The sequence below is a fragment of the Blautia glucerasea genome (genome assembly GCF_013304385.1).
Lineage (GTDB): Bacteria > Bacillota > Clostridia > Lachnospirales > Lachnospiraceae > Blautia_A > Blautia_A ammoniilytica.
This window is the reverse complement of record NZ_JAAITU010000008.1, coordinates 80,871-98,139: the sequence shown is the minus strand read 5'-3', so window position 1 is coordinate 98,139 and position 17,269 is coordinate 80,871. Positions and strand designations below refer to the sequence as shown.

The following is a 17,269-nucleotide window of genomic DNA, read 5'->3' as shown; positions in this document are numbered from 1 at the left end:
CAATTCATCTCCCACCTGTAGAGGAAGGAGAATTCTTGCTATATATTATGTTAAATGAATATGTAAATATGTTAAAATTGTACAAATTATTACGCTGATAATAGTGAATGGGGCGGTCTGCTTGTTTGTTTAAACTACAACCTGAAAATCTTCAACAACATATCTGCCATGCCTACAGCATATCCTGCGGATGCAAAACATCCGGTGAGTGCCCCGTCTGTGATCACCATCAGAGGCAGTTTGTCAGAATCTGTATACATCTTTCTGGCAGTCATTTCCTTTTCTTTTCCGAAAGAAGCAAAATAAACACCAGCCTTAGGGAAGACCTGCAAACATTGACGAAATACAGATTCTCTGGCAGCTTCTTCATTCTCAAGAATAAATATCAGCTGGTTCTGGATAGCTGAAAAATCATCTTCCATTTCCATAAGTTCATTTAAAATATGCTGGGTTGGCTCTTTGCCAGGATCTAACCAGAGCAGGATCCTTCGCGTACCATCGGTGATCCGGGAAATGGTATCCGTATTGCCAGCCTGATCCCTTAAATTAAAATCTGGAATCGGATGAGGGTTCATCATCTGGTCCGGATGGATATTTCTGTGACGAAGGCTAATCCTGTGAGTTTCACCTTTCGCTACATGAAAATCATAGCGGCTGGCGAAAATAGTACCGGAAGGCAGCCGGTTGGAAGTGATCACCCGATAATAGCCAGGTTCCACATCCAGTGTGATACCTGTCTTCTGCCAGGGAATATCCTCCAGCTGGAAAAAAAGATAGCCGTTTTTGTCAGCCTTTGCAAGGGCCCAGTTCCTGGAATAGGTCCAGTCATACTGCTCTTCACCGGTAATAACAAGACGGGCATCCTTCCTGCGGCTTTCATGGATCTGTGCAAAACCTTTGTTTTCCCAGTATTCCATGGCTCCGTCCTCAGGATTCAGTCTTGCAGGAATTCCAAGAGTACGGGCAATTGCTACAAAAAGAATGGCACGGGATCGGCTTCCTGCAATTTTCAGGCGCAGGGCAGCAGCCGGGGTTGTATAAACAGTTCTTCTTTCCTGCTGGTCATTTTCCTGAATGTTTTCTTCAATCCACTGCCAGATCAGGAAAGGTTTGCTGCGGAACTGATCCTGTTGCTCCTGTGAAAAATAGCCCAAAATGCTTCTACGCCATTTGGTCAGGATCTCATCATCAATCCTGGGATTCCATATATAATGAAGAAAGAAATCTCTGGGGAACATTTCGCCGTATACAGAGGCCTCTCGGTAGTGCTCGTCCAGAATCTCAGGATAAACATCCTTCTGGTCTTTTTCGGAAAGGACAGACATCAGTTCTTCCATTACCTTCAGCTCGTGGCCAAAAAGACAGTTGCGCCATAAAGGCTGGAACTTGGCTGCTTTATGTCTGCATTTGGCAGATTCGGCAGCAACCCGGTCATTATTTGCTTTTTCCAGATCTGCGGGAAATGGTTCCAGGTTTCCTACCGTGTCATCCGGGGCGGTCATATTAAAGTCTTCCCATTCGTCTTCAAGAAAGCCCTCTCCCAGCATGCACTCAAAATGGTCGTCCTCTCTGGTGTTGATCAGGCATTCACCATAGGTCTCTCCATAAACGGCACAGATATGCAGACTGCCAAAGCCTGTAACAAAAGAAACACAGCCATTGGCATCTGTACGAAGCCTGGCAACAGGGGTAAACTGGGAATAATTAAGGATCTCAGCACGGACATCCGCATCTGGGACAGAACATCCGTCCAGATCTGTTATATGGATGGTGATCCGTTTGGTGTGGGCATATCTGGGAAGCTGGTTCAGCATCAGATTCACATCATCCATACCGATCACATCCTCATTCTCTGGCGGAATCTTGTCAAACCAGCGGGAACGGATCATCATGGCTCTTGAAGCTGCATTGGTAAACCAGCCCCGATCCAGGTCTGCCTCCGGTTCACAGGCACCAAGATAATGCCAGTCACCGTCACACCATACCTCCACCCAGGCGTGGTTGTCATCGCAGTGGGACCATCTGGGCACATACACCTGTCTGGCAGGAATCCCTGCACTTCGCAGTACATTTACTGCAAATACAGACTCTTCCCCACATCTGCCAAAACCATGACGGTAAACATCCAGTGCAGAGCTGGTGCGGCAGTCAGTGGACTGGTACATGGCTTCCTGACAGCACCAATGGTTGATCTCAAGGATAGCCTCTTTCATGGAAAGACCCTGGATCCGTTTTTTGATCTTTTCCCAGAAAAGGGTACGGCAAGGCTTGATCTCTTCCTCGTTGACCCTGTGAAAAAGAACATAATTCAGATACAGCTCTTCGGAAAGCTGGGATCTATATGGAGAGTTTTTCCAAAGATAAATCCCCTGCCAGGCAAAATCCAGAAAGGTATCAAAAGAATAATTGCCTGCATCGCTATAGGGCATACATACATAAAGGTATTTCAGCGCAAGAATCACATCCGGATTCAGTGCATCCATTCTTTTGCTTATGTGAGCTGCAATGCCAGGCAGCTTCTGGCAAAAAGTTTCAAATTGTTTTTCGATTCTGGAACGGTTGTTTTCAAGAAACATGATAAGCCTCCTTATGATGAGTCAGGATTTCTTTGGCCTGACGAATCTGAGATGCACTGGTACGCAGGATCTGAAATTCATCCAGGGATGCGGCACCCATGGAAATCTCTTTTTTACGGTAAGTCATAGGACTTTGAAAAAGGGCCTTGCCGGACATATGCCAGGCATGGGCACCGGTGTAAGGTAAAAGCTCTTTTAAAGTCTGAGGATTGATCCCGCCGCCTGCCATGATGCTGATACGGCCCTCTTCATGGCTCACCAGCTGGCGAAGCAGTTCTTTGCCCTGGCAGCAGTTATTCTGTTGGCCAGAGGTCAGGATAGTATGTATGCCAAGCTCTTTTGCCTGTTCCATAGCAGCAAAAGGATCTGCACAAAGATCAAAGGCCCGGTGCAGGGTAACACACATATCTCCGGCGGTCTGGATCAGCTGCTTCATACGTGTCAGATCCAGAGTACCGTCCGGACACAGCACACCGATCACAACCCCCTGGGCACCAAGCCTGTGAAACATTTCGATTTCCTTTAGCATGATATGAAATTCATGCTCTGTATAACAGAAGTCCCCATATCTGGGACGGATCAGTATGTGGACAGGAAGCTCCACAGCCGCCTGTACTTCCTGAAAAAGACAGGGACTGGGTGAGGTTCCGCCAATCACAAGATTACCACAAAGCTCCAGCCTGGATGCACCACCCTCCTGGGCTGCCAGGGCAGATTCTGTGGAATCCACACATACTTCAAGTATATCGTTTTCCATTTCCATAAGAAAAATCCCCTCGATAATCCATTCAATAAATAGCTATTTTGTATTTTAACATTGGAGATAACTGGTGTAAACAGGGATAATTGCATAAAAATTCTGTGTTGAAGGACAGTGTATCTGCTATTATAATGAATATGTAGTGTATATTAGAATAGACGGTGAGTGAACCATGTAGATAGCTATTTAAGTATTGGGGTGTTTGCTATTTATGCCCGATATAGGATGATTAGGAGGAATGTAATGAATATAAGCATTGACATATTGGCTGAACGGCTGAAAAAATATCATTTTGTACAATATTGTGGTAAAAGCTCAGAACCTATATTAGAAAGTGCGCGACTGCTCCACAGATATATGGATAAGTTTGAACCCCAATATTTATATATCGGTATTGCAGAGGATATTGAACGATTAAATCGTGAGTTTAACATGAAATATGTGACTGTGATCTGCTGTGGTGTACCGGATACATTTGATACTATTGGTGAGGGATGTAATTTTTATTATGTAGACAGAAATGCAGATTTCGGTATGTTCTATAATGATGTAGAGGACGTGTTTTCTTATTATAATCGTTGGGAATTGAAACTGAAAAATCTGTGCAGCACTATGGGGAGCCTGCAGCAGATGCTAGACGTTAGTGATGAGATTTTTCCGTATCCGATTTCTTTGGTAGATGGAGCAGAACGTACTATTGCATATTCCAGAGATAAGGAATGTGATGATGCTGTATGGCAGTATATAAAAGAAGGATATATTAGGACTGAATATTTGCTTAGAGATAATATCCATAGTAAGGATATCCTTCATCAACGGGCACCGAAGCAGTTATATACTACCGCATCCAACAGGTATGTTATGTTGCAACCAGTGATTGTACAAAGACATACAGTGGCATTTGTGTCGCTTATGATGATCGAGGCGGGCACCAAAGTGTTTACTAGAGGAACAGAGCAGCTTTTGATGGTACTTACCCGAGAAATTACTAGTCGTCTGGAAGCAGATGAATTTTATGGACTTGCAATGGGGGAGGCGGTAGAATTTTTTCTGGCTGATCTGATCGGGAAAAAGAAAATGGAGATAGATACAATTCTGGACAGAGCTAATTTTTTGAATCTGGATATATATAAAAAGTGGCGAATATTTTGCATTTGCTATGAAAATGCGGAAATGGCAGGTATTAAAAGAAGAGAGATCATGGAGGCTACAAAGCGGCGGTTTCCAAAATGTATAGGATGTTTCCATGAGGGAAATGCTGTGTTTTTTGAAGAATATACGGATATGTATGAAGATGAGGAAGATATGGTATTTCAGAATTGGCTAAAAAAAGAAAAATTACTTAGTGGTATTAGTATCCAGTTTTTTTCATTGTTTGAAGCAGCTGATTACTATGAGCAGGCAAAAACGGCTATTCGTCTTGGCAGGGAGATAGATCCGAATAAAAAAATGTATGACTATAAAGATTACATCGTGCAGCATGGATTGGAGCAGTACGGACAAAAGGGCGTTTTGCAGCAGAAACTGCATCCTGTTGTTTTAAGGATTCTGGAATTATATGGTGAAGATCATTATATGATTAAGACGGTAACCATGTGGTTGAAGTGTGAGAGACATATTTCGGCAGCAGCCAAGCTTTTGCATGTACACAGAAATACTATGCTTTATCGAATTGAGGGTTTGATAGATAAGCTAGGTTATGATTTTTCTGAGCAGGCTGAACGGTTGCAGATTATGTATTCTCTGGAAATTGTAGATTATATAAAGAACGTAAAAAAAGAGAAAGTGATGCGTGAGCATATTATTGAATGATATAAAAAACGATTTATGAAAAATGCCGGAAGGAAATACCTTTCTGGCATTTTTTTGTGCACGGCGCACAAATATCAATATTTTTTTGTTTGTGTGTTACGTTATTCAATAATAAACAGTATGCTAGAATATTCTTGCATTAGAAAATAGATACGGCAATTGCTGATACAAATTATTGGAGGGCAAGATAAAATGGAGAAAAGTAAGATTATTATGGCATATGTTCCTACGAGGAGGGAGACGGATGTTTATCCGCCGCCAGAACCTGCATATGAGAGTAGGGACAAAATATGGGCGGTTATGAAGCCAATTCTGGATGGAATACATGATCTTGAGATTGTGGGTATTGAATGGCTGAATGATGAAGGAATTCTGTGGGATCCGAGGGATGTGGAGAAAGTTGCAGACTATATGAAACAGAAAAAAGTTGATTGTTTGTTTATGCCACATACCAATTTTGGATGTGAAGAAGTCTGCGGAATGTTGGGAAGAAAGCTGAATGTACCATTCCTTCTTTGGGGTCCAAGAGATGAAGTGCCACCGGAAGATCTGACAATAGATCGGCCATTGGATGTACAGTGTGGTCTGTTCGCAACCAGTATGGTACTGAGAAGATATCAGGTGCCATTTACTTATATTGAAAATTGTTGGCTGGACAGTCCTGTATTAAAACAGGGAATTGAGGATTTTGTCAGAGCAGCATCTGTTGTAAAGGCTTTCCGAAATCTTCGTATAGGTCAGATTTCTACTCGCCCACGTCCATTCCTTTCTGTAAAGGTAAACGAGGGTGAGCTTCTTGAAAAATTTGGTATTGAGCTTGTGCCGATCAATGGAACGGAGATTACAAACACCATTAATGATTTTCTTGAAAATCATCCTGAAGAGATTCAGAAGGAAATGGAAATTATTTACAGTGAAGTAGATTGTACGGCTGTCAGTGAGACTTACGTAAAAAATACAGCAGCATTAGTACTTACATTCCAGTATCTTGCAGAAAGATATGGATGTACTGCATTTGCAAGCGAATGCTGGGAAGTTATCCCACAGAATTTTGATATTTGGCCATGTTATGCATTTGGACGTTTGTCCGAACTGGGAATTCCGGTAGGCTGTGAAACTGATATTCACAATGCAATCAGTTCTGTGATGGCAGTGGCTGCAGCTAGATGGGAAACAGAGGTATTTACGTCAGATCTTACCATTCGCAATCCGTATAATGATAATTCTGAGCTGTTATGGCATTGTGGACCATTCCCGAGAACTTTGGCAAAAGAAGGTATCAAACCATGCATGGTGGGTAAATGTGTAGGGCAGTATGAAATCAAGGGTGGAGATTTGACTATGGTTCGCCTTGGCGCAGGAGATGGAAAATATACACTGCTTGCAGAAGAAGTAAAAGGCTGTGATGGTCCAATCACTAATGGAAACTATATTTGGGTAGAAACAGAGGATTGGCCACAGCTGGAAAGAAAGTTTATGTATGGCCCATATATACATCATGTAGCCGGGATCCATGGAAAATGGAAAAATGTGCTTAGAGAAGCCCTAAGGTATATTGATGGAATCGAAATGGATGAATGACAAAGTAAGATAAAGAAAGAACAGGTGAAATAGAAATACAGAGATAATTGGAGGAACAAATTTATGCTGGAAAGAATCAAACGGACCAGAGTTCCACTTTCTTTCAGAAGCAGAATATCTTTTGACAAGGATTGGAACTTTTACCTGGGAAATGAAACACAGGCGTTCCGCGAGGATTTTGATGACAGTGCCTGGAGGAAATTAAATGTTCCGCATGACTGGAGCATAGAAGGAAATTTTGATGAACATGCGGATACCGGAGGGGCAGGAGCTTATCTTCCTGCTGGGATTGGATGGTATAGAAAATCCTTTGAACTGGATAAATCAGAATTAGAAAAACGAGTATTTATTGAATTTGGTGGAATTATGAGTAACAGCACAGTTTATGTAAATGGAAACTGTGTTGGAAATAGGCCATATGGATATGCAAGTTTTTGTTATGATCTGACAGATTATGTAAAGGCTGGAAAAAACGTAGTTGCTGTAAAAGTCGATAATCATGAACAGCCCAGCTCCAGGTGGTATGCTGGTGCAGGAATTTACCGACACGTTTATTTGATCAAAACAGCTCAGGCCTATATTCCATTTAGTGGTATATACGTTACCACACCAGAGGTTCATAAAGATAATGCCATAGTAGATGTCCGTTGTGAGGTCAAAAATAATTTCGGGGAAGAACGAGAACTGGTATTAAAATCACAAATTATGGATCAGCAGGGAATGGTTGTTGCATCTGAAGAGGAAATCCACAATGTAACAGCAGGAGAACTTACTGAATTTCATATGAAAATACAGGTAACAGATCCTGTGTTGTGGAGTCCGGATACACCTGTTGTTTACAGGGTACATTGCATTGTAAGTGCTGATGGAGAAGAGATTGATGACAGCGGCGTATGCATTGGTATTAGGAAATTTGGCTACGATATGAAAGAAGGATTCACTGTCAATGGTGAAAAGACCTTTATTAAAGGGCTTTGCATGCACCAGAATATGGGCTGTACAGGTATTGCCGTTCCAGAAAGGCTTCTGGAGGAAACACTATTAAAATTAAAGGATGCAGGGTGTAATGGAATTCGATTAAGTCACTATCCTCATCCGGTGGAAATGCTGGAATTGCTTGATACAATTGGTTTTATCACTATTGGTGAAGCTTTTGATGAATGGGAAATCTGCAGACCTAAAACTGCAGAAGTAGGAACGGATGGTCTGGAAGGTGAGTCTACCTATGGATATTCTGAATATTTCAGAGAATGGCATGAAAGGGATCTGGAGGATTTCCTCCGCCGTGATCGGAATCATCCTTGCGTGGCATTCTGGAGTATTGGAAATGAAATCTTTGAACAGAATTATCCAGAAGGTGGCCCGATGGCAAGGCAAATTGTAGCACAGGTGCACAGACTGGATCCAACTAGACCAGTAACAGCAGCGTGCTGTAATACCAGTGGAATGGATAAATTAACCACCACGGATGCTTATATGGATGCACTGGATATTATAGGTGTAAATTATGTGGATCAATGGGGGGATAACAAAGAAACCTATTATTTCCAGTTACATGAAAAATTTCCTGATAAAGTAATTCTTGGAAACGAACATGTTTCACCAGGAGGCATTCGTGGAAAATTTGATTTATATGAGCATGAAAACTGCTGGTATACAACCTACTACAATAAGATGATCGATGTAGAACAAAGACATAAATTCTTATCCATGCATCCATATGTACTGGGAGACTATATGTGGACGGGAATTGATTATCTGGGTGAAGCTCCCTGGCCATCGATTACACCATGTACAGGAATGTTGGATACCTGTGGATTTGAAAAAGATGGGTACTATATGTTGCAGAGTATTTGGCAGAAAAAACGGCCAATACTTGAACTGGTTCCTCATTGGAATTATGAAGGTCATGAAAATGAAGCAATTCCTGTGGTTTGTTATACCAATTGTGATTATGTAGAACTGTTTGTAAATGGAAAGTCATATGGTAAACAGAGCTGGCAGTTCCCTCGTCCGGGAATGCATGGAAGCTTCTTCCATTTTGATGAGCCGGTTCTCGAAATCACAACCTCAGATCTGCATTTACTTTGGATGGTTCCTTATCAGCCAGGCGAAATGAAAGCTGTAGGTTACAAGGATGGAAAAGTAGTCACAGAGAAAGTGGTAAAAACAGCGGGTAAAGCAGAAAAGCTCATTTTAACCGCTACTTCAAATACTATTTGTGCAGATGGTCAGGATGCCTGCAAGATAGGAATAAAAATTGCAGATAAAGATGGAAATATGGTTCCGCATGCAGCAGACAGGGTTTGGCTTAAGGTAGAAGGCGCTGGAGAACTTTTGGGTGTGGACAATGGAAGTCCATTTGTCGGAGAAGGATATAGAAGAGACAATAAGGAAGCTTTTAATGGGATGCTTTGTGGTGTAGTGCGCTCGAATGGAGAAACGGGTCAGATACACATTACAGCAAAAACAGATTTCAGTGAGCAGATGATCCGTGTCACTGCAGTAGAAGGGAGATAAGCATGAAAAAATTCAGATTATTAACAGCAACAGTTGTCTGTACAGCAATGTTAACAGCAGGATTAACATCTGTTTGCGCAAGTGCGGAAGAGAAAACAGTTGTCACCGTTTGGGTTAATGGCGGTGAGGATGCATATGTACCTGTTGTAAAGGATGCATTTGAAAAAGCGCATCCTGAAATTGAACTGGATCTTCTTCTGGTGCCACAGGAGGAGAGTTTCCAAAAGATCATGACAACAATTTCTACTGGCGGTGAACTGCCGGACATTGTAGATGTGAACCTGGACAATCTGGGGCAGGTGTTAGATCTGGATTTATGGGAGGATCTTTCTTCAGATCCATATAATTTTGATGAAAGCCTTCTTATGCCGTATATGACAGAAGCTTTACACAATGCAGAGGGTAAGCTGGTGGCTCTTCAGGGTGATTTAACTACATGTGCTGTGGCATATGATAGAAATCTTGCAAAGGAATATCTGGGAACAGATGATCCGGATGAATTATCAGAAATGCTTAAATCTACACAGGACTATATTGATATAGGAAAAGAGATTACTGAAAAAAGTGATGGTACTGTGTATACCTTTGCAAGTGCGCAGGATGCATGGGGCATGCTATATGCAGAGATGGTAGATAAGCCTTTCGTATCAGAGGGCAAGCTGGATATTGATGATTCTATTGGAGAAATTTATTCCTTTATTGAGACTCTTGTACAGAATGGTTCCTTAGATCTTTACGATCAGTGGAGTGCTGAGTGGGTCAACAATATTTCTCAGTCTGAGACAATGTTCTACAGTTGTCCATTATGGTTTGTTCACTGGGGACTTGCATCCAACGATTCAGTAGGCGGTGGAAGATGGGGTGTTTTGAAACCATCCAGCGGTGCTACTTCAGGTGGGGAAAACTACCTGATTTCAAAATCTTCAGATGAAGATAAGAAACAGGCTGCATTCACATTCCTTTCATGGCTGTGCGCATCTGAAGAAGGAGCAAAAGCCCTTTATGATGGTGGTGGTATGGTGACAGGATTTGCCGGAAACCTGGATAAGGATGGAGAATTCTACAATATTGAAGACGAAGCCTATGCAGGTCAGGATGTACTCGGTGTATTTTTGGATGTAGCCCAGATGGATAGTACAAGAACAAGACCCCTTACTAAATATGACAGTGGTATTTTTGCTTCCGGTACATCTGTGCTCACAGATTTAGCACAGGGAATGTCGGCTGAGGATGCCCTACAGACGGTAAAGGATGATATTGCCGGAAAGTATCCGGAACTGGAGATTGACTGACAAAGGAATCCGTAAAAATACAAAGGCAAGGGCGGCAGTGGAATTATATGCTGCCACCCAAATGCTGAAAAAAAGGAAGAGATTAATGGGTAAAGTAGGAGAAATAGAAAGAAACAAAAAAAGACGGATTGGTGCCAGGCAGTTCCCATATATAGCATTATTACCATATTTTATTATTTATCTTACATTTTCGGCATTTCCCCTGATCGCTACCGTAGGAATCAGCATGACAGACTGGACCATTGGGGCGGATATAAATTTTGTGGGTTTAAAAAATTTTCTAACACTTTTCACAGACAAAAGATTTCTAACATCTCTTACCAACATTTTTTTGTTTGTGATTGTAATTGTGCCAGTGGAAATATTGCTTGGATTGATAATCGCAAGCATGCTTACAAATAAAAAGATGGTGGGGAAAAATGTATTTCGAGTGATTAATTTTCTGCCCTATTTACTGATCCCGGCTGCTGCAGGCGTTATTTTTGGACAGTTTTTTGGGAGACAAACAGGAATTATTAATAGAGTTTTGATGTCTCTGGGGATGCTTAAAAAGCCGATCTTTTGGACTGGACAAGGTGTCCCGGCCAGAATCATGACGATTCTGATCGTTTTATGGAAATATTGTGGATATACCAGCTTGTTCTTTATAGCTGGAATCACAAATATTGATACATCAATTTATGAAGCGGCAGATTTAGACGGGATTACTCCTGTGCAGAAAATGTTCAAGATCACACTTCCGTTGTTGAAACCAGTTATGAAATTTGTTGGGTTGACTACAACAATCAATACCTTCCAGTTATTTGATGAGCTGGTAATGCTGTTTTCTACTACAAATGGTGGCGTAAAGGTAGGAGGACCACAGAATTCTGTACTGACACCAATATGGCTAATGTATGACACTGCGTTTAGTAATGTTCCAAGGTACGGATACGCAGCAGCCATTGCGGTAGCAACATTTATTGTTATTTCACTTGTATCTTTTGTTGTAGGAAAAATTACGGGAAAGGAGGAGTAGGAAATGGAAAAAAAGAAAACAGGAAGCATCCATAAGGGCAGAGTACCAATGCTGATCGTTATGCTGCTGATTTCAGCGGTTGCGCTGTTCCCTTTTTATTCTATGTTGATGATGGGAACTTATAAAACATCAGATCTATACAGCTCTGTAAAACTTTTACCGGGAAATTATCTGATGGAAAATCTAAAGCGTGTGCTTGCTACACCAATATTTACATTTTACCGAAACTCCCTTGTAGTTGCGATCTGCTCATCACTGGCTTGTGTGCTGGTAAGCTCTCTTGCCGGATATGCATTATCTAAGTTTAGATTCAAGGGAAGAAATCTTGTATCAAATTTTATATTGATCACAATGATGGTGCCCTCTCAGCTGGGAATTGTAGCATATGTGCTTCAGATGAGAAAAATGGGTATGACAGATACACTGCTTCCTTTAATCCTGCCATTTGCAGCTAGTGCTTTTGGTGTTTTCTGGATTCGTTCGTTTACAGACGGAGCTGTTCCATATGAGGTAATTGAAAGTGCCAGGATTGATGGTGCCGGGGAGTTTGAAATATTTTGGAAAATTGTGATGCCTTTTATCAGGCCTGCATGTATCACCTTGCTTCTCTTGGCTTTCCTGTGGTCATGGAATGATTTTTTGTATCCTTTGGTACTAATAAATAAAAACGAGCTTTATACAATTCCACTTGGAATCCGACAGATGTCAGGTGCATATTCCAATGATACAGCAGCGCAGATTTTAGGCCTAAGCCTTAGTACACTACCGATTTTGTTGTTATTTATTGCATTTAACAAAAATATGATTGAGGGACTTACATCCTCGTCAGTGAAAGGATGATGAATATGTTGAATTTTGAATATTGTTCACCTACAAATTTCGTATTTGGGAAAAATACAGAAGTGCAGGTAGGAGAATTGACTGCAGCTTATACGAAGGCTAAAAAAGTTCTTCTTGTGTATGGGTCGACCAGAATTGAAAAAAATGGTCTTCTTAAAATTATTGAGGATTCGCTGAAAAAAGAAGGGATCCAGACGGTGCGGTTGTCTGGAGTGCAGCCTAACCCGGCAGTATCATTGGTAAAGGCGGGATGCAGAATCGTCAGAGAAGAAGGAATTGATTTTGTCCTGGCAGTTGGTGGAGGCAGTGTATTGGATACTGGAAAAGCAATTGCGTGTGGTGCATTATATGATGGCGACGTTGAGGATTTCCTGACAGGTGTAGCAGAACCTGAAAAAAGTCTTTCGGTGGGAGCTGTACTTACATTGGCTGCTACCGGTAGCGAGGGAAGTAATTGTGCGGTTATTACGATTGAAAATGGCGAGAAGGCTGGTATTTGCAACGAGCTGATTCGACCTAAATTTGCGATTATGGATCCTGCCCTTACATGCAGCGTGCCAAAATGGCATACAGCTTGCGGATCCAGCGATATTCTGGCACATATTATGGAGCCATATTTTACGAATACAGCAGACGTGGACCTTACAGATGAATTTATTGAAGGATTGATCCGCACAGTTGTTAAATTTGCACCTGTTGCAATAGAACATCCAGATGACTACAATGCCCGAGCGCAGCTTATGTGGTGTGGAACTCTTGCAAATAGTGGGTTTTTCCATGTCGGTCGTATGGCAGATACTACCCCTCATGCATTGGGAGAAAGAATGGGGGCAGATTATACCCATGGTGCAACGCTGTCTGTAGTGATTCCGGCGTGGATGAAATATACATATAAATCCAAGATGGATCGCTATGTGCGTTATGCAAAAAATGTATGGGGAATTAATACGGATAATTTATCAGAAGATGAGGCGGCATTTGCTGGAATACAGGCAACGGAAGAATTTTTTAAGAAGCTTGGTGCTCCTGTACGTTTAAAAGAGCTTGGATTTGATCCAAAGACAGCTCCAGCAATGCTGGCAGATGGAGATTTTGATGGATGGACGCAGATACCAGGATTTTTCTTTGAAATGAACCAGGAGGACAGACAGAAAATTTATGAGCTTGCAGCAGAATAAAAAAGTCCAGGTGGTAGGTATTGATTATCCTTGCTTGGATTATGTGATTGAGGTTGATCATATCCCGGAAACTAATGGAGAAGCGGATATTTATAACGAAAGCTGGCAAGGTGGAGGAATGGTTCCTACGGCGCTGGCAGCTTTGGGTCGACTTGGGGCATCCGGAGGCCTGATTGGCATTTCGGGAGATGATGTTTATGGAGAATTTTGTAAAGCTGATCTTGAAAAACATGGAGTTGATATCAGCCATATTATCATGGATCCGGGAACAAGAACAGATTTCTGTATTAGTGTAGCAGAAAAAAGTACCCAGGGAAGAAGTTTTATTACCAGATGGGGAAATTGTCGGAGAATGACAGCTCAGGATTTGGACCCGGAATATATTGGACAGGCAGATTATTTACATCTCTGCATGGAAATGAACGAAATCAATGTTAAGGCTGCAAAAATTGCCAGAGATTATGGTGTAAAGGTTGTAATTGATGCGGATCATTATAGCGAAAAAACAGAAGAAAATCTGTCATTGATTGATGTGTTTATTGCCAGTGAGAAATATTACTGTAAAAAATTTCCTGAGGGGAAGCCTGAGGAAAATTTGAAAAAAGTAATGGCACGGGGACCAGAGATAGTAGTCTTTACACTTGGAGAAAAAGGATGTATCGGTATTAGTAAGGATGGTTTCTTTAAGCTGGAGGCATTCCATCTCGGAAAAGTGGTTGATACCACGGGAGCTGGGGATGTATTCCATGGGGCATTCATTAAGGCACTGCTGGATGGGAAAACACCTGAGGAATGTGCGCGCTTTGCAAGTGCAGTTTCCGCCATTAAGTGCATGAGGCTGGGAGGTAGAGCTGGAATCCCGGATTTGGAAACAACATTGCATTTTTTGAAAACTGGACAGGTGAGAGAAAGTGATTTTAATATGAGAGAAAAGCGATACCAGCAGGGATTAGCTATACTGATGAACAAAAATTAGTATCACTCAATAAGAAAAGAAGGGAGAATGGAGTATGGCGCTGAGCAAAGTCAGTGAAATCATGCAGGAAGCGTATAGCGAACATAAAGCGGTCATGTGTTTTGAATGTGTGAACTACGAACAGATTGCATGGAGTATTGAGACGGCAGAAGAAGAAAAAAGACCAGTGATCCTGATGCTGTATTATGATATGACTTTTTATACAGAAGCAAGGGAATTTATGCAAATGGCAAAACCGTTGGCAAAAAAAGCATCTGTACCCGTAGGACTTACATATGTATATCCTGATACGGCAGAACTGGTAAAAGAAGCAATGGATGTAGGCTTTCCATCCATATGCTTTAACTCTGGAAAGGAGGATTTGAAAGAGAGAATCTGTGAAACGAAACAGATTGTGGAGCTAGCGCATGCAAAGGGTGTGGATGTAGTGGCCAACCCGGGAGAATATGGAGAAATTACGGTAGAGGAAGCGATTCTGTTTGGTGAAGAAACAGGAATTGATGGGATGATTGCGCCGGTAGTATATGGCAATAAGGGCAATAATCTGCATTTTACTGAAATACGTCACTGGTATGAAACAAATATTGATTATATTGATTTTGAGATGCTTGGTGAGATTAATGATAAGCTGAAAATGCCACTTGTAATTCATCGTTCTTATAATCTGTCTGTGGAACAGTTGCAAAAATCACTGAGTTATGGAGTCGCAAAAATAGATAATGGCTGTCCGTTTGATACGCAGTTTTATCGAGCAGCAGAGTTGGCTATTAAAATGACAGATTGTGGCGAAAGCTATTTTGCTTTACTCATGAATATGAAAGAGCAGGTAAAAGCTTACCTGAAAATGTGTATAAGTAATGTAGCAGGAGAATAATAAAAAATACAATAACAAAAAATACAATAACAAAAATACAATAACAAAAAAAGAAAGGAATTTGGTGAACAAAATGGGATTAAAGAGTGTAAATCAGCTTCTTAGAATGGCTGATGAGAAAAAGAAAGCAGTTGTTGCTTTAGATTGCGGTATGTTTGAGGAAATGGAATGTGTAGTAAGAGCAGCTGAAAAAGTAGGTTGTCCAGCAATTCTGATGTATTATCCTGGTGGAATGTCTGCAACAGCATTCAGTGCGATTGCCACAGATCTTGCTAATCGTGCAACCACAGATATCAGTTACATTTTGGATCATGGTCCAAGCTATGAGGTGGCGATGGATTGTATTAAGGCTGGATTTCCGTCTATTATGATTGATCATTCAGATCTACCGTTTGAAGAAAATGTAAGATTAACAAAAGAAGTAGTGCGTACAGCTCATTTGTTTGGGGTAGATGTAGAAGCAGAACTAGGACACGTAGGAGAGGCGTGCAATGAAGCTGATTATAAGGACTCTTCTCTGTTTGCAAAACCGGATGAGGTTGTAGAGTTTATAAAACAAACAGGTGTAGACAGTCTTGCAGTACATATCGGAAGTGCTCATGGAATTTATAAATCTGAACCATCATTGGATCTGGAGCTTTTGAAAGAGATCAATCGTGTAACAGATGTACCGTTAGTGCTTCATGGAGGCTCTGGAATTCCCCGGGAACAGGTGCGTCAGGCTATTAAGCTTGGTATCAATAAAACAAATTTTGGTACAGAGTATGATGGACGCTTTGCGGAAGCAATGCTTGAAACACTGAAAACCCGAGATCAGAATAAATTCACATATGAGCTTGCCCCACTGTATTATGAAAAAGTTACAGATTATCTTGAAGGCCTGATGCATATGGTCTGGGATGACTGATCAATTCTAATATGAAGAAAATCAGAGAATGCTGTTTTGTACTGATTGCAGCTGCTTTATATGGGATCATGCCGGCACTTATCAAGAATGCGTATTATTACGGGGCAAATGGATTTAATGTTACATTTTATATGGCAGCTCTGTCAGTACCGGTATATCTGATTATTATTTTAGTATGTAAATACCCGCTGATATTTCCTAAAAAAAAGATTGGCCAGTGTGCGATAGCAGGACTTGCAGATATGGGAACATTTCTGCTTCTGTATCTTTCTTATGCCTACATTCCAGTTGGAGTAGCAACAATGTTGAACTTTATTTATCCAGTAACAGTGGCATTGGCTATGCATTTCCTGTTTGGCGATCGGTTCGGAAAAATGAAGGTATGGGCATTGGCTGTATATCTGATCGGTCTGGCGCTTCTTTATGGCGGGGATCTTTCTGGCGGTTGGCAAGGCTTTGTGTTAGCGGTTCTTTCAGGACTTAGTTATACTGTCCATGCGGTTTATCTGGATAAAACCGGATTGTCAGAGGAAAATGTATATACTGTAGGATTATATAAAACTATCGTTGTTGCAGTATTTACTGGAAGCGCAGGAATTTTAATGAAGGTGCCAATGGTAATCACAGGCTGGGAGGGTTGGAACTCAATTTTAATCTGTACCATTCTTTGCAGAGTGGTTAGTGGTACTTTGGTACTGATCGGAATCCGTGGTTTAGGAGCTTTTCTTCCATCCGTTCTTTCGACAACAGAACCGGTAATCGCATTGCTGACAGGTTGGCTGGTATTGGGCGAGACTGTAAGTAAGATTCAGGGATTGGGCATTGCATTGATTCTAATGGCGATTTTACTGATAATTTTTAGTGACTGGAATCACTCTGGCGATTTAGAAACCTAAAATATTTATATGATTCTTGGATTTTTCATATATTCACAC

Annotated in this window: 13 protein-coding genes; 11 read left to right on the top strand and 2 right to left on the bottom strand. The window is 41.3% G+C overall.

Annotated features, from left to right (window positions below; all coding sequences use genetic code 11):
• Positions 1-134 precede the first annotated feature (134 nt).
• On the bottom strand, positions 135-2,576 hold the full coding sequence (locus G5B11_RS05380) for a transglutaminase domain-containing protein (RefSeq protein ID WP_173727117.1): 2,442 nt from the start codon (positions 2,574-2,576) through the stop codon (positions 135-137).
• Positions 2,566-3,339, bottom strand: coding sequence for a copper homeostasis protein CutC (locus tag G5B11_RS05375; protein WP_330603076.1), 774 nt, complete (start codon positions 3,337-3,339; stop codon positions 2,566-2,568). The genes G5B11_RS05380 and G5B11_RS05375 overlap by 11 nt, the downstream gene beginning before the upstream one ends.
• A gap of 240 nt (positions 3,340-3,579) precedes the next feature.
• Between G5B11_RS05375 and G5B11_RS05370 the strand changes: the two genes are divergently transcribed.
• From G5B11_RS05370 to G5B11_RS05320, 11 genes are all read left to right on the top strand, one after another.
• The gene (locus G5B11_RS05370; RefSeq protein ID WP_173727116.1) at positions 3,580-5,148 is read left to right on the top strand and encodes a PucR family transcriptional regulator; all 1,569 of its coding nucleotides are present in this window, start codon (positions 3,580-3,582) and stop codon (positions 5,146-5,148) included.
• Positions 5,149-5,340: 192 nt separating this feature from the next.
• Positions 5,341-6,729, top strand: a complete 1,389-nt coding sequence (locus G5B11_RS05365; protein ID WP_173727115.1) for an L-fucose/L-arabinose isomerase family protein — start codon at positions 5,341-5,343, stop codon at positions 6,727-6,729.
• Between the two features lie 63 nt (positions 6,730-6,792).
• Positions 6,793-9,249 (top strand): sugar-binding domain-containing protein, encoded by a 2,457-nt coding sequence (locus tag G5B11_RS05360; protein ID WP_173727114.1) that lies wholly within the window; start codon positions 6,793-6,795, stop codon positions 9,247-9,249.
• Between the two features lie 2 nt (positions 9,250-9,251).
• Positions 9,252-10,541 (top strand): ABC transporter substrate-binding protein, encoded by a 1,290-nt coding sequence (locus tag G5B11_RS05355; protein ID WP_173727113.1) that lies wholly within the window; start codon positions 9,252-9,254, stop codon positions 10,539-10,541.
• Between the two features lie 226 nt (positions 10,542-10,767).
• On the top strand, positions 10,768-11,559 hold the full coding sequence (locus G5B11_RS05350) for a carbohydrate ABC transporter permease (protein WP_173727112.1): 792 nt from the start codon (positions 10,768-10,770) through the stop codon (positions 11,557-11,559).
• A 3-nt stretch (positions 11,560-11,562) separates the two neighbouring features.
• Entirely contained in the window at positions 11,563-12,399 is an 837-nt protein-coding gene (locus G5B11_RS05345; RefSeq protein ID WP_202188982.1) for a carbohydrate ABC transporter permease, read from the top strand.
• Positions 12,400-12,404: 5 nt separating this feature from the next.
• Entirely contained in the window at positions 12,405-13,577 is a 1,173-nt protein-coding gene (locus tag G5B11_RS05340; protein WP_173727111.1) for an iron-containing alcohol dehydrogenase, read from the top strand.
• Positions 13,564-14,553 carry a carbohydrate kinase family protein gene (locus tag G5B11_RS05335; RefSeq protein WP_173727110.1) on the top strand — a complete coding sequence of 330 codons (990 nt, stop codon included), beginning with the start codon at positions 13,564-13,566 and terminating at the stop codon, positions 14,551-14,553. Before G5B11_RS05340 ends, G5B11_RS05335 begins: the two co-directional genes overlap by 14 nt.
• A 34-nt stretch (positions 14,554-14,587) precedes the next feature.
• Positions 14,588-15,427, top strand: a complete 840-nt coding sequence (locus G5B11_RS05330) for a class II fructose-bisphosphate aldolase (RefSeq protein ID WP_173727109.1) — start codon at positions 14,588-14,590, stop codon at positions 15,425-15,427.
• Positions 15,428-15,500: 73 nt separating this feature from the next.
• Positions 15,501-16,334 carry a class II fructose-bisphosphate aldolase gene (locus tag G5B11_RS05325; RefSeq protein WP_173727108.1) on the top strand — a complete coding sequence of 278 codons (834 nt, stop codon included), beginning with the start codon at positions 15,501-15,503 and terminating at the stop codon, positions 16,332-16,334.
• A gap of 11 nt (positions 16,335-16,345) precedes the next feature.
• On the top strand, positions 16,346-17,230 hold the full coding sequence (locus tag G5B11_RS05320) for a DMT family transporter (protein ID WP_173727107.1): 885 nt from the start codon (positions 16,346-16,348) through the stop codon (positions 17,228-17,230).
• The last annotated feature ends 39 nt before the right edge of the window (positions 17,231-17,269 follow it).